Here is a 13,892-nt window from a genome sequence, read left to right as displayed (position 1 = left end):
TAGCGTATAAAAAATCCCCTATAGATTTTTCTATAGGGGATTTTTTCATGAAGAATATTTCATCGTTAAATGTAATACCGCTACTTCATCCTCTTCATTTTTATAACTATGTTTCTTATTAGCTTCAAACTGAATGGAGTCAAACTCATTTAGCACATATACGTCATTCTCAACTTGAATAGAAACTTTCCCTTTCATTACTGTTACAAGCTCAATTGCTCCTTCATGATGAGCTTCCGGTTCATATATACTATTCGCTCTTAAACAAGCACGGTGCATTTCCATCCCTGTTTCTTTCGTGTAACGGAACATCGTTTCTAAATGCCATGCTTGTCCTACATCTACTGCAAATCCTTCTCCGCAGCGCGCAACAGCTACAGGTTCTCCAACAACCATTAATCTCGATAAAGGAATCGATAACCCTTTCGTTATTTTCCAAATAACAGCTAACGTTGGATTCGTTTCGCCTCTCTCAATTTTCCCTAATGTTAATTTACTAACCCCTGTTTTTTGGGCTAATTCTTCTAAACTTAATTTTTGTTCATTTCGAATTTGTCTTAATAGCTGACCTACTTGCTGAATTACTTCTTTCGTTTGCATATCTTCATTTTCTTTCATATATAAAAACCACCTTAAAATATAAAATAGTTTACTTTTATTAACTTTAAGTATATTATACTATACATAAATACTCAATTCCGAAAGGAGTGCCATACTTCATGCGCGCAATATTACTAGGTCTTTTATCATCGGCCTTTTTTTCTGCAACCTTTATTATTAACAGAGCAATGAATGTATCTGGAACAAGCTGGGCTTGGACTGCTTCCTTCCGTTTTCTATTTGCTCTCCCTATTTTATTCCTTATCGTTTTATTTCGCAAAAACTTAGGAGCTTTATGGGCAGAATTAAAAAAACATCCATTTGTATGGATTGGGTGGGGCTCGGTCGCTGGCATCGGCTTCTATTCTTTATTAAGTTTCGCAGCTGTTTTTTCTCCAGCTTGGCTCGTTGCTGGAACTTGGCAAGTTACGATATTAGCAGGTTTACTACTATCACCATTATTTTTCGTTAAAATAGAAACGAAATCAGGTACAAAACTTGTACGTGGAAAAATTCCACTTCGCAGTTTATATGTAGCATTATTTATTTTACTTGGTGTAATTTGTATGCAAGCGACTGCAGCGGGTCATATTACAATGACTCAGTTCATCTCGGGATTTTTACCTGTCGTATTAGCGGCTTTCTTATATCCGTTCGGTAACCGAAAAATGATGGAACTTGTTGGCGGGCGTCTTGATACATTCCAACGTGTATTAGGAATGGCAATCGGAAGTCTCCCTATTACAATCCTACTTGGTATATACGGATTTTCCACTACCGGTATTCCATCATCAAGTCAAATGATGCAAGGATTTTTGTTAGCATTATGTTCCGGAGTTATTGCGACGATGACATTTTTCTTTGCTACTGACTTAGCAAAAGACAATCTTGCTTTACTTGGAGCTGTTGAAGCAACACAAGCTGGAACGATGGTCTTCACTGTGCTTGGTGAGATTATTTTCTTAAATGGTTCATTCCCTAGCGGGCTGTCACTGATTGGGATGATTATTATCATGCTAGGAATGATCGTAAATAGTGTTTTAAACCGTTCTGTTCCAGTCATTAAACAAAAAAAATCAGCATAAAAATAGATATGGTTCTTCTTCATAGAACCATATCTATTTTTATTATCTCCCTATTTCGCCTTATCAGAATAGTATTTCATTAGCTGTTTATACTAAAACCTATGTTATAATACCTTTCATGTGCATTAATAGGAGGTAAATTATGTTAAAAAAAGCAATTGCTGAATTTATTGGTACATTTGTACTTGTATTATTCGGAACTGGAGTAGCTGTCATTGGTGGCGGAATTGAAGGAATTGGAACATTAGGTATCGCTATGGCTTTCGGATTATCTATCGTGGCTATGGCATATAGCATTGGAACAATTTCTGGATGTCATATTAACCCAGCAGTATCAATCGCTATGTTCATCAACAAAAGAATGAACGCTATGGAACTTAGCTATTATTTATTAGCTCAAATTTTAGGTGGTTTATTAGGAACTGCAACGTTAGTAACAATTTTACGATCTGCTAAATTACCTTTAGATAATTTAGGACAAAATAGTTTTGGAACTCTTGGTTTATCTGGAGCATTTTTAGTTGAATTCATTTTAACTTTCGTATTTGTTTTAGTTATCGTTGCTGTAACAGGTAAAAAGGGAAGTTCTTCTTTAGCTGGACTAGTAATTGGTTTCACATTAGTATTAATTCACTTATTAGGTATTCCGTTAACTGGAACATCTGTTAACCCAGCTCGTAGTATCGCACCAGCTCTATTCGCTGGCGGAGAAGCAATTTCTCAACTATGGGTGTTCATCGTTGCCCCAATTTTTGGTGGTATCGTAGCAGCTGTTGTAGGAAAGTTTATTTTAAATACGGAAAAATAGAACTTTCAATATTTCCGAATAAAAAAAGCGAGCCCTCATCATGAGGAAGCTCGCTTTTTTTTATTCTTTAATTTTCGACTTTAAATTTGTAACTAATTGCTGCACCGTTACATTTGCAAGTACGTTTTCCATCGCTTCTTGCGATTGTATTAAAATAATCTCTAATACCGATTGAATATTAGCTCCTACTGGACATTCAATGTTGGGATTTTCATGGAAAGAAAATAGATGTCCTTCTTCTACAACTTCCACAGCTTTATATACATCAAGTAATGTAATTTCATCTAAATCACGAGCAAGTGTCGTACCACCTTTACCAGCTTGTACATCAACAAGTCCTGCTCTCTTCAACATTCCTGTAATGCGACGAATCACAACTGGATTTGTATTCACACTACCAGCAATCCATTCAGAGGTACAGCGAGAGTTTCGATCTATTGCAAGTAACGTTAACATATGAACACCTACTGTAAAACGACTACTAATTCCCATCTGCACACCCTCCTTTTTATTCATTCTATTAAAAGACAACTCTTATTATTATATACTATTTTTAATTTATACATAAAGTGAAACTTTAATCAGTGGGGGTTTTGTTCATCCCCCACTGATTATTAGTTGAACCCATCGGGCGTTTACGGGCAGTTGATCTCCCATCTAACTTCTTTGCTCCAGCTGAATTTTGAGATGGGAGTTTTACTGCCCGTTAATGCGGGGTAAAGAAAAAGCATGATTCCATTAGAAAATCATGCTTTCCCTCTATTATTGACGCTTTATAAATTTCGCCAAATCTTTAAACTTCACTTTATCAGAGTAATTCATTACACCGTTTACATAGATACGGCTTGTAATCGCATTTAATATACCAATCGTCGCCAATAAAACTACTAATGTTATCGTAATCTCTAACATACCTGCTTCACCAGCTACAATCCGCGAGAAGGTAACCATCGGTGTGAAAAACGGAACATACGAACTTACAACAACAATAGTACTATTTGGATCACTTAATGATTTAATACTAATGAAGAATGCAGCCATGATCAAAATCATTATCGGGAAAGATACAGCTTGTAAATCCTCTGTCTTAGACACAACAGCTCCAGCCGCAGCGTACATCATCGCATAAAGTAAATACCCCGTAATGAAATAAACAAGAAACATACTTATAACCTTTGCATCTAATTTTGTAAAGTCAATTGGAACACCAAGTAATGAAGCACTTTCTAAATCGACCCAACCTAACAAATAAGGAATAAGATAACCACACGCCAATATTACAAGTTGTAATAACGCCGTTGAAACAACCGCCAAAATTTTCGCATACATCATCGTAAGAGGCTTTACTTTCGGAAGCATTACTTCCATTACACGTGACGCCTTTTCAGATGCAATATTCATTGCGATTGTATTTCCGAAAGCTACAATAAACATATACAAAGCAAATGTAAAGAAATATGCAATTCCGAAAGAAGATGTACGATCTTTTATCGCTTCTTGCTTCACTTGAATTTCTGCTTGTAATTGCTGCGCAATTTCTGGTGAAACATTATTTTTTGCAATCGTCACCTTCGTATATTGTTGTTTTAAATAACCCGCCATAATCGCAGAAGTTGCTTGGCTTGGAAATCCATTATACATATATGTAACTGCTGGAGTCCCATCCTTTTCCGTCACATGGAATAGACCATCTAAATCGCCTTCTTCTACTTGCTTATGCAGTTTATCAAAATCATCCTTTGAACCAACCGTTATTTTTGCTGATGGCAATAGCTTATTTAGCTCTTCTTTTTGTACTTTGTATGTGGAGCTCTCTACTACAACTGCAATTTTATCTTTATCCTTATTTTTATCATCGCCTGAAGTAAAATGATTAAATGCAAAAATCCCAAACACAACTAAAAATAAAATCGCACTCGTAATTAATGATTTTTTAGATAAAAATGCTTCTTTAAAATAAAATGAAAATACATGAGAAAATTTACGCATATTTATTTCGCCCTCTCTACAAAGATTTCGTTTAACGTCGGCTCTAACATTTTAAATTGTCGTAAACCAACACCTTGTTCTTGCAATTGTTGCAAAATCTTTAGAGCTTCTGCATCATCTTGTACTTTCACATAAAGAAGGCCTTGTTGTTTTTCATACGGGACATGTATAGCTTCTAATCCCTTTTCATTCTCTTTTGTATCTTCGATTGTTAAATTACGAAAACCGTATTCTTTCTTAATATCACTTAATTGTCCTTCTACGACTGCTTCACCTTTTTTCAAAATACATACATGTTGGCAAAAAGCCTCTACTTGCTCCATACGGTGACTAGATAAAATAATTGTCTTTCCGCTCTGTACTTGTTCTCCAATAATACTAGCCAACATTCCAGCATTAACTGGATCAAGTCCGCTAAATGGTTCATCCAAAATAAGAAGTTCTGGATTGTGAAGAAGAGCAGCAATCAATTGAATTTTTTGCTGGTTCCCTTTCGAAAGTTCTCCTGCTGTTTTGAATTTATATTCTGGGATTGCTAAGCGCTCTAACCAGTGATCAATTGCAAGATCTACTTCTTTTTTCGTCATTCCTTCTAATCTACCAAAATATCGCAATTGGTCTATTACTCTACTTTTTGTATATAAGCCTCTTTCTTCTGGTAAATATCCAATTGTTACCCCGCTATCACCAAATGATTTTCCATCCCACGTAATAGAACCTTCATTTGGCGTTAATAAACCTAGTAACATTTTAATTGTCGTTGTTTTCCCTGCACCATTTCGGCCAAGTAACCCTAACACTTCACCTTTCGGTAACGAGATTTGCAAACCATTAACCGCTTTAGATTCTCCGAATATTTTTGTTAAGTTTTGAATTTGTAAACTCAATGTATAAAGCCTCCCCTTTAGTATCATTCGTACTCTCTATTAAAGACTATGATTGTTCGAAATAAAATATAGTACTATATTTCAATCTTTTATACGTATCATGATCCCCCATCCACCATTTGTTTTATTTAGTTAAAATTGTAAATAACAAAGATATATTTGTCAATTATAATTGTCATTTCGACAATAAAACACGTCAAATCACTTTTTGTTATTTTCCCCATCTTTCTAATATAGGACATGCTACTATATATACAAAAGACAATATGCAAATGTTCATAAAAAAATTTTTAGATTTTAATATATAATATAAGATGATTTTCTAACATCGAGGAGGATACATATGAAGATGAAGAGGAGTATTACCAGTTTATTATCTATAGCCGTTCTTTCCACATCGCTTGTAGCATGTTCAGGAACAGCTGAGAAAACAGTGGCAAAAGAAGAGAAAGTACAATTAACAGACCAGCAATTGATGGCCGATTTATGGTATCAAACAGCTGGCGAAACGAAAGCACTTTACTACCAAGGCTACAATATTGGTCAATTAAAGCTTGATGCAGCTCTTGCAAAAGGGACAGAAAAAAAACCTGCTATCGTACTTGATCTAGATGAAACTGTTTTAGATAACAGTCCCCATCAAGCAATGAGCGTAAAAACAGGAAAAGGCTATCCTTATAAATGGGACGATTGGATTAATAAAGCTGAAGCTGAAGCTCTTCCAGGCGCTATTGATTTCTTAAAATATACAGAGTCTAAAGGTGTAGATATTTACTACATCTCAAATCGTAAAACAAATCAACTAGATGCAACAATTAAAAACCTTGAGCGCGTAGGTGCTCCTCAAGCGACGAAAGAACATATATTACTACAGGACCCGAAAGAAAAAGGGAAAGAAAAGCGTCGTGAACTTGTTTCTCAAACACATGACATCGTCCTATTCTTCGGTGACAACTTATCTGATTTCACTGGTTTTGATGGAAAATCTGTGAAAGATCGCAATGAAACAGTAGCAGAATCAAAAGCACAATTTGGTGAGAAATTCATCATTTTCCCTAATCCAATGTACGGTGATTGGGAAGGTGCTCTATATGACTATAATTTCAAAAAATCAGATGCAGAAAAAGACAAAATCCGTCGTGACAATTTAAAATCATTTGATGCAAAATAACAAAGAGGATGGCCTTCGCCATCCTCTTTTATTTCATATTTCTTGTTAAAGGTAAAATAAATACTTCTACACGTCTATTTTTCGCTTTTCCTTCTGGCGTATCATTTGGTGCAATTGAACGGTATTCTCCATAACCAACTGCACTAAATTTTTCTGGTTGCAATTCTTTATTTTGGAGTAACACCTGCATAAAATTAACTGCACGCTGTGTACTTAACTCCCAGTTTGATGCAAACTGAGCATTTGCGATAGGAACCGTATCTGTATGACCCGACACTGTAATTTCACGAGGTGATGCTGAAACAAGTAGGTTAGACATCTCTTTTGCAATCCCTAACGATTCCAACTTCACATCTGCTTTCCCTGAATCAAATAGTACATTTTCTAATATCGTTAACATTAATCCTTTTTCAGTTAACTTAGTTTGAAAAGAAGAGGATAGTTGTTTCTCATTAATATATTGATCAATCTTTTTTTGTAATGCTTTCAACTCATCCATTTCTTTTTTTTCTTTAGCTCTATCTTCCGCTTGTTTTTTTGCTTGTTCTGCCTCAAGGCTATTTGCTGATAATTCTTTTTCCTCATTTGGTTTTTGATCGCTTAAAAATTCTTTATTTCCTGTTCCACCGGCTAACTCACTTCGAAAAGCAACTGCCATCTGTTTAAACTTTGCAGCATCTATACTACTCATTGCGAATAATACGATGAACAATGCAAATAACAACGTTAACATATCAGAATATGGAATTAACCAAGTTTCATCGATATGCTCATCATGTTTTTTCTTTTTACCTCTTCTATTTTTCTTACTCCGCATTTTTTTCTGCTCCTTTTTCTAGCTTTTTACGCTCAGTTGCAGAAAGTGCACCTAAAATGCGGTTCTTCATAATAAACGGATATGTACCTTCTTGTAACATTAATAAACAATCAATAATTAAACGTTTCTTCTCTAATTCAGCAGCAGACTTTTGCTTTAATTTATTTGCAAACGGATGCCATAATACGTAACCTGAAAAAATACCGAAAATCGTTGCAATAAACGCACCTGAAATAGCATGCCCTAGCTTTTCAATATCAGTTAAATTTCCAAGTGCAGCTACAAGACCAATAACAGCACCTAAAACCCCTAGTGTAGGTGCATATGTACCAGCTTGCGAGAAAATAGCAGCCCCTTTTGCATGTCTCTCTTCAATCGCTTCTAATTCGGCTTCTAAAATTTGTTCTAAATCCTCTGCAGATACACCATCAATAACAAATTTCATACCACGCAAAAGAAATTCATCCTCAATTTCATCTAATTGTTGCTCTAAAGACAAAATACCGTATTTTCTACTCTCAGATGTCCAATGAACAAATAATTCTAGCAATTGTTCATAACTTAAATCTCTTTTATTTGAACCAAAAAGAACTTTAAATAATTTTGGAACTCTTTTTAATTGATTCATCGGAAAGGCAATACACACTGCAGCAAATGTACCGACGAAAATAATTAGTGCTGCGGCAGGATTTAGTAAGGCTGTTATGTCAGCGCCCTTGACGACCATCCCTACGACTACCGCTAATACTCCTAAAATGATTCCAATAATTGTTGCAAAATCCATTCCCATTCACTCCTAGTCTATACCAGAGGTCTTTTATTCTCGATAATCGCTACATCTTCTTATATACATATATTACATAAAAAATGAACTTCATGAAAGATAAGAAATGAATTATATGAAAAAATACTACAATTTCACACATTTTCTGACATTTTCTTTGCGTTTTTATTACGTTATGACTCTTATATTTCTTTTTCAATAAACTAGACTTATAATAAAAGCGATACATATTTTATTAAGAAAGGACAGTGATTACAAGGTATCATGAAAAAGATAATAATTATTTCTGCCATTACTATTGTAATCGGTATCACATCTTTCGCTTACTTTGCTTCTAAATCACCACTGCAAAATGAGGCGAAAGCTGTCGAAAGTCAAAAACATAGTAACCATCCAAAAGAAGAGATTCCTGCTTTTCCAAAAGCTGATCATAACGCAAAGAAACTAGATAATAATTTTTCCGTTGTAACAAATCCAGATTCTGCTCTTGTATTAGTCAATAAACATCGTAAATTACCAAATGGGTACATTCCAGAAGATTTAACGAAACCGAACGTACCATTTAGTAGTCCAAAAGATAAAGAGAAAACATTACTTCGCAAAGATGCTGCAGACGCTCTTGAAAAAATGTTCCAAGCAGCGAAAGAAGAAGGTTTAGAACTTACAGCAGTTTCAGGTTACCGTTCTTACAAACGCCAACAGTCATTACATAATACATATATTAAACGCCAAGGAAAAGCTGAGGCTGATTCGGTAAGTGCAATTCCTGGAACAAGTGAGCATCAAACTGGTCTAGCAATGGATATTAGCTCAAAATCTGCCAAATTCCAATTAGAACCAATTTTCGGAGAGACAGCAGAAGGAAAATGGGTTGCAGAACATGCCCATGAGTTTGGATTTGTCATTCGTTATTTAGAGGATAAAACAGAGACAACAGAATATTCATATGAACCGTGGCACTTACGCTACGTTGGCAATCCATATGCCGCATACATATATAAGCACCACCTAACATTAGAAGAGGCAACGAAGGACAAAAAATAAGAGAGCGAATCGCTCTCTTATTTTTCTTTTATTCTATTATTGTAATAATTCCTTCCATTCCTCAGTCCACGGTTCGCCTCTTCCAGTTTTTTTCGATGCTTGGACCATCATACCGCGTCCAACTAAACAAACTTCTCCTTCTGCATTTTTGACCATATAGTGTAAATCTAAAGAGGAATTCCCAACCGCTCCCGCCTTTACATATACTTTCAACTGCTCATCAAAATAAATTTGTTTAATAAAATTGCATTGTAGATCTGCGACGACTATCATCGTTTCTGATGATTCATGTGTCCATTCTTGCATAAATCCGAGTTCTTTAAACAATGCGATACGCGCTTCTTCAAAATATGTAAAAGCAACGACATTATTTACATGTCCAAACATATCTACTTCACCAAAACGAACTTTGACAGGATTATAAAATGAAAAACCACTTTCCCATTGCTCAAAGTCTTCAATATAAGAAATTCTCTTCATCGTTCCCTCTCCTTTTCGCCCTTAAAATAAAGTGAAACTTTAATCAGTGGGGGTTTTGTTCATCCCCCACTGATTATTAGCCCGCACCAATCGGGCGTTTACGGGCAGTTGATCTCCCACCTAGCTTCTTTGCTCCACCTGAATTTTGAGGTGGGATTTTTACTGCCCGTTAATGCAGGATAAACAGAATAAACAGAAATATAAAGTTATAAATATTGCCTCTTCAACATGAAGAGGCAATATTTATTAATAGTTATTATCGCTACCAAAGAAATCTTTGAACGATTGAATTGTTGTATCACGGTTTAATGCTGCAATTGAAGTTGTTAATGGAATACCTTTCGGACATGATTGCACACAGTTTTGAGAGTTACCACAGTTTGCAAGTCCTCCATCACCCATAATTGCACGTAAGCGATCTGCTTTATGCATTTCACCAGTTGGATGCGAGTTAAATAAACGCGCTTGTGAAAGCGGTGCTGGTCCAATAAAGTCAGACTTACTGTTTACGTTCGGACATGACTCTAAGCAAACACCACATGTCATACATTTCGAAAGTTCATATGCCCATTGACGCTTTTTCTCTGGCATTCTTGGACCTGGCCCTAGGTCGTACGTACCGTCGATTGGAATCCAAGCTTTAACCCGTTTTAACGCGTTAAACATACGGCTACGGTCAACTTGTAAATCACGTACAATCGGGAATGTCTTCATCGGCTTTAAGCGAATTGGTTGCTCTAACTGGTCAATAAGAGCTGTACATGATTGACGTGGTTTTCCGTTAATCACCATCGAACAAGCACCACATACTTCTTCTAAACAGTTCATATCCCATGCAATCGGAGTCGTCTGGTTTCCTTTTGAATCAACAGGATTACGACGAATTTCCATCAGTGCCGAAATAATGTTCATATTTGGACGATATGGAATTTCAAACTCTTGATCAAACTCTTGTGCATCTGGTCCATCTTGTCTCGTAATGATGAGGCGGATTGTTTTCTCAGACATGTTGCTTATCCCCCTTCTCTTCACCCTTAGCAGCTACATCATGTTTTGAGGAATAGTCACGTTTACGTGGTTTAATTAATGAAACATCCACTTCTTCGTAATGGAATGCTGGTGCCTTTCCTTCTCCCTCAAATTTCGCCATCGTAGTTTTTAAGAAGTTTGCATCATCACGATTTGGGAATTCTGGTTTGTAATGCGCTCCGCGGCTTTCATTACGGTTATATGCGCCAATTGTAATAACACGTGCTAACTCGAACATATTTGCAAGTTGGCGTGTAAATGAAGCACCCTGGTTACTCCATCTTGCTGTATCGTTAATGTTAATGCGTTTGTAACGCGCCATTAACTCTTCAATTTTCGCATCAGTTTCTAGTAACTTTTTATTTTCACGAACTACTGTAACGTTATCTGTCATCCATTCTCCAAGCTCTTTATGAAGAACATATGCATTTTCGTTACCATCAAGCATTAAAATATTGTTAAATTTCTCTGTTTCGATTAATTCATTTTGCTCATATACAGTAGATGAAACAGCATCAGATGATTTAGAAAGACCTTTCATATACTCAATTGCGTTCGGTCCTGCTACCATACCACCGTAAATTGCTGATAATAATGAGTTCGCACCAAGGCGGTTACCACCGTGCATAGAATAATCACACTCACCTGCTGCAAATAAACCTGGAATACTTGTCATTTGCTTATAATCAACCCATAATCCGCCCATTGAATAGTGAACTGCTGGGAAGATTTTCATTGGTAGTTTACGAGGATCATCACCTGTAAATTTCTCATAGATTTCAATAATTCCACCAAGTTTAATATCTAGTTCTTTCGGATCTTTATGAGAAAGATCTAAGTACACCATGTTTTCACCGTTAATACCTAGTTTTTGCTCTACGCAAACATCAAAGATTTCACGCGTTGCAATATCACGAGGTACAAGGTTTCCGTAAGCTGGATATTTTTCTTCTAAGAAGTACCATGGCTTACCATCTTTATACGTCCAAACACGTCCACCTTCACCACGTGCAGATTCACTCATAAGACGTAACTTATCGTCTCCAGGAATTGCCGTTGGATGAATTTGAATGAACTCACCGTTCGCATAATATGCACCTTGTTGATATACAGCAGACGCTGCTGTACCTGTATTAATAATAGAGTTTGTTGATTTTCCAAAGATGATACCAGGGCCCCCTGTTGCCATAATCACGGCATCAGCTTGGAAACTTTTTATCTCCATAGTTTGTAAGTCTTGCGCGACGATTCCTCGGCACACACCTTCATCATCTACAACAGCTCGTAAGAAATCCCAACCTTCATATTTCGTTACAAGTCCTGCTACTTCATGACGACGTACTTGCTCATCTAATGCATATAGTAATTGTTGACCAGTTGTTGCGCCAGCAAATGCTGTACGGTGATGTTGTGTTCCACCGAAACGACGGAAATCCAGAAGTCCTTCTTCCGTACGGTTGAACATAACACCCATGCGATCCATTAAATGAATAATACCAGGTGCTGCATCACACATCGCTTTAACTGGTGGTTGGTTCGCTAAGAAGTCCCCACCATAAATTGTATCGTCAAAGTGGATCCATGGAGAATCCCCTTCACCTTTTGTATTTACGGCACCGTTAATTCCACCTTGGGCACATACAGAATGTGAACGTTTTACTGGTACTAAAGAAAATAGCTCAACATTTACTCCTGCTTCTGCCGCTTTAATCGTTGCCATTAAGCCGGCCAAGCCACCGCCGACTACTATAAGTTTCCCTTTCATGCTCTCCCACTCCTTACTGGTTTGCTAGCTGTGGATCGATGAACGCTAATAATGCACTCACACCTACATAAGATAGACCTAAGAAAATAGCTAATGTTACATAAGTAGAGATTCTTTGTGAACGTGGAGATACTGTAATTCCCCAGCTTATACAGAATGTCCATAGTCCATTTGCAAAGTGGAAAATTGTTGAAACAACACCAACTAAATAGAAACCAAACATAAATGGGTTGTTTAAAATATCTGCCATCATATCATAGTTTACCTCTTTACCTAACAATGCTTGAATACGAGTTTCCCAGACGTGCCAAGAAATGAAGATCAGCGTAACGATACCTGAAATTCGTTGGAAGACGAACATCCAGTTACGGAAATAGCCGTAAGATACCGCATTGTTCTTAGCTGTAAATGCAATATATAAGCCATATATAGCATGGTACAGTATAGGTAAAAAGATGATGAAAATTTCTAGCGCATACCGGAATGGAAGGAGCTCCATAAAGCCTGCAGCTTTGTTAAAAGCCTCTGCTCCCCTTGTTGCAAAGTTGTTTACAATTAAATGTTGCGTCAAAAAGACACCAACCGGAATGACCCCCATTAATGAGTGCCACTTACGAAACGTATACTCGCGGCCTTTCATGTCCCCATTACCCCCTTGAATGTTTGACTGCTGTTTTCAGATTAATTTACAACAATAATGTTTTTTCACTATTGGCATAAGAAAAACTGAAAAAATTATTCGAAATATTTCAGCATAATTTGATAACAAGTTCATTTTACCCCTATTTTTGTCGAAGCGTCAAGAAAACGTATACATAATTTGCACATAATTTGCATATAATTTGCCAATTCTTTTTTTTCTTATATATTCAGATTTCCCCAAAGAAAAATCTATTTTTATAAATGAAAAATGTTATATAATAATCCCTATAGAAAGAGGGGAATATTGTGAGCAAAAATACAATCGATATAACATCTTTAGAAGATGTTTCATTGAACGCCTTCGCTTATGAATTGCTACGTGAAGAATTACTACCTGATTTAATTGGTAACGATTTAGATGGTATTTTATACTGGGCTGGTAGAAACCTTGCGAGAAAATATCCGCTAGAAACAATTGAAGAAGTCATTCAGTTTTTCGAAAAAGCTGGTTGGGGCACTTTAAGTATCATTGAACATAAACGTCGTGAAATGCAGTTTCAACTTAAAGGTACACTTATTACTGAGCGTCAAAAACAAAAAAGACATTCATCTTATCAATTAGAAGCTGGATTTATCGCCGAGCAAATTCAAAGACAAAGAAACGTCGTTGCAGAGTCCTATGAGGAACAGAAAAAGCGTTCAGACTCTATTACATTTCTTGTTAAATGGGATATAAAAGATCTCATTGAAGTGTAGCATCTACTTACAGTCAACTAGACATATAAGTTTAG

15 protein-coding genes are annotated in these 13,892 nt (G+C 36.3%); 5 read left to right on the top strand and 10 right to left on the bottom strand.

From position 1 onward, the window contains the following. Window positions 1–45: 45 nt before the first annotated feature. Window positions 46–618: a helix-turn-helix domain-containing protein gene (locus tag JFU54_RS09325; protein ID WP_002034214.1), complete on the bottom strand. Its 573-nt coding sequence runs from the start codon at window positions 616–618 to the stop codon at window positions 46–48. A gap of 101 nt (window positions 619–719) precedes the next feature. Between JFU54_RS09325 and JFU54_RS09320 the strand changes: the two genes are divergently transcribed. Both JFU54_RS09320 and JFU54_RS09315 read left to right on the top strand, forming a co-directional pair. Then, entirely contained in the window at window positions 720–1,685 is a 966-nt protein-coding gene (locus tag JFU54_RS09320; RefSeq protein ID WP_002129291.1) for a DMT family transporter, read from the top strand. Window positions 1,686–1,827: 142 nt separating this feature from the next. Continuing rightward, complete coding sequence (locus JFU54_RS09315; protein ID WP_002067333.1) at window positions 1,828–2,493, top strand: aquaporin; 666 nt, start codon at window positions 1,828–1,830, stop codon at window positions 2,491–2,493. Between the two features lie 60 nt (window positions 2,494–2,553). Here JFU54_RS09315 and JFU54_RS09310 read toward each other — a convergent pair whose 3' ends face one another. The 3 genes from JFU54_RS09310 to JFU54_RS09300 all read right to left on the bottom strand — a co-directional run bounded on the left by JFU54_RS09310 (window position 2,554) and on the right by JFU54_RS09300 (window position 5,369). Further along, window positions 2,554–2,985 (bottom strand): Rrf2 family transcriptional regulator, encoded by a 432-nt coding sequence (locus tag JFU54_RS09310; RefSeq protein ID WP_002088848.1) that lies wholly within the window; start codon window positions 2,983–2,985, stop codon window positions 2,554–2,556. A 270-nt stretch (window positions 2,986–3,255) separates the two neighbouring features. Then, on the bottom strand, window positions 3,256–4,482 hold the full coding sequence (locus tag JFU54_RS09305) for an ABC transporter permease (protein ID WP_002015418.1): 1,227 nt from the start codon (window positions 4,480–4,482) through the stop codon (window positions 3,256–3,258). A 2-nt stretch (window positions 4,483–4,484) separates the two neighbouring features. Continuing rightward, entirely contained in the window at window positions 4,485–5,369 is an 885-nt protein-coding gene (locus tag JFU54_RS09300; RefSeq protein WP_113768846.1) for an ABC transporter ATP-binding protein, read from the bottom strand. Between the two features lie 343 nt (window positions 5,370–5,712). Here JFU54_RS09300 and JFU54_RS09295 point away from each other — a divergent pair, with 343 nt between their 5' ends. Then, window positions 5,713–6,540 (top strand): 5'-nucleotidase, lipoprotein e(P4) family, encoded by an 828-nt coding sequence (locus JFU54_RS09295; RefSeq protein ID WP_201064315.1) that lies wholly within the window; start codon window positions 5,713–5,715, stop codon window positions 6,538–6,540. 28 nt (window positions 6,541–6,568) lie between these two features. Here JFU54_RS09295 and motB read toward each other — a convergent pair whose 3' ends face one another. Together motB and motA are read right to left on the bottom strand one after the other, a co-directional pair. Beyond that, the gene (motB, locus tag JFU54_RS09290) at window positions 6,569–7,357 is read right to left on the bottom strand and encodes a flagellar motor protein MotB (protein WP_201064313.1); all 789 of its coding nucleotides are present in this window, start codon (window positions 7,355–7,357) and stop codon (window positions 6,569–6,571) included. Continuing rightward, window positions 7,347–8,141 carry a flagellar motor stator protein MotA gene (gene motA, locus JFU54_RS09285; protein WP_201064311.1) on the bottom strand — a complete coding sequence of 265 codons (795 nt, stop codon included), beginning with the start codon at window positions 8,139–8,141 and terminating at the stop codon, window positions 7,347–7,349. Before motA ends, motB begins: the two co-directional genes overlap by 11 nt. 264 nt (window positions 8,142–8,405) lie before the next feature. Between motA and JFU54_RS09280 the strand changes: the two genes are divergently transcribed. Next, window positions 8,406–9,185, top strand: coding sequence for a M15 family metallopeptidase (locus tag JFU54_RS09280; RefSeq protein ID WP_201064310.1), 780 nt, complete (start codon window positions 8,406–8,408; stop codon window positions 9,183–9,185). Window positions 9,186–9,221: 36 nt separating this feature from the next. Here JFU54_RS09280 and JFU54_RS09275 read toward each other — a convergent pair whose 3' ends face one another. The 4 genes from JFU54_RS09275 to sdhC all read right to left on the bottom strand — a co-directional run bounded on the left by JFU54_RS09275 (window position 9,222) and on the right by sdhC (window position 13,099). Beyond that, window positions 9,222–9,665, bottom strand: a complete 444-nt coding sequence (locus tag JFU54_RS09275) for an acyl-CoA thioesterase (protein ID WP_002034215.1) — start codon at window positions 9,663–9,665, stop codon at window positions 9,222–9,224. 246 nt (window positions 9,666–9,911) lie between these two features. After that, window positions 9,912–10,673 carry a succinate dehydrogenase iron-sulfur subunit gene (sdhB, locus tag JFU54_RS09270; RefSeq protein WP_002088861.1) on the bottom strand — a complete coding sequence of 254 codons (762 nt, stop codon included), beginning with the start codon at window positions 10,671–10,673 and terminating at the stop codon, window positions 9,912–9,914. Next, a complete protein-coding gene (sdhA, locus tag JFU54_RS09265; protein WP_002034228.1) occupies window positions 10,666–12,459 on the bottom strand; it encodes a succinate dehydrogenase flavoprotein subunit in 1,794 nt (597 codons plus the stop codon). The genes sdhB and sdhA overlap by 8 nt, the downstream gene beginning before the upstream one ends. 13 nt (window positions 12,460–12,472) lie before the next feature. Further along, window positions 12,473–13,099: a succinate dehydrogenase cytochrome B558 gene (gene sdhC / locus JFU54_RS09260; protein WP_002015407.1), complete on the bottom strand. Its 627-nt coding sequence runs from the start codon at window positions 13,097–13,099 to the stop codon at window positions 12,473–12,475. Window positions 13,100–13,407: 308 nt separating this feature from the next. Between sdhC and JFU54_RS09255 the strand changes: the two genes are divergently transcribed. Next, the gene (locus JFU54_RS09255; protein WP_002015405.1) at window positions 13,408–13,857 is read left to right on the top strand and encodes a YslB family protein; all 450 of its coding nucleotides are present in this window, start codon (window positions 13,408–13,410) and stop codon (window positions 13,855–13,857) included. Window positions 13,858–13,892 lie beyond the last annotated feature (35 nt).

It is taken from the genome of Bacillus sp. TH19, assembly GCF_016651075.1.
GTDB classification, from domain to species: Bacteria; Bacillota; Bacilli; order Bacillales; family Bacillaceae_G; genus Bacillus_A; species Bacillus_A mycoides.
Note: the sequence above shows the minus strand (reverse complement) of the source record. Positions and strands in the feature narration are given on the sequence as shown.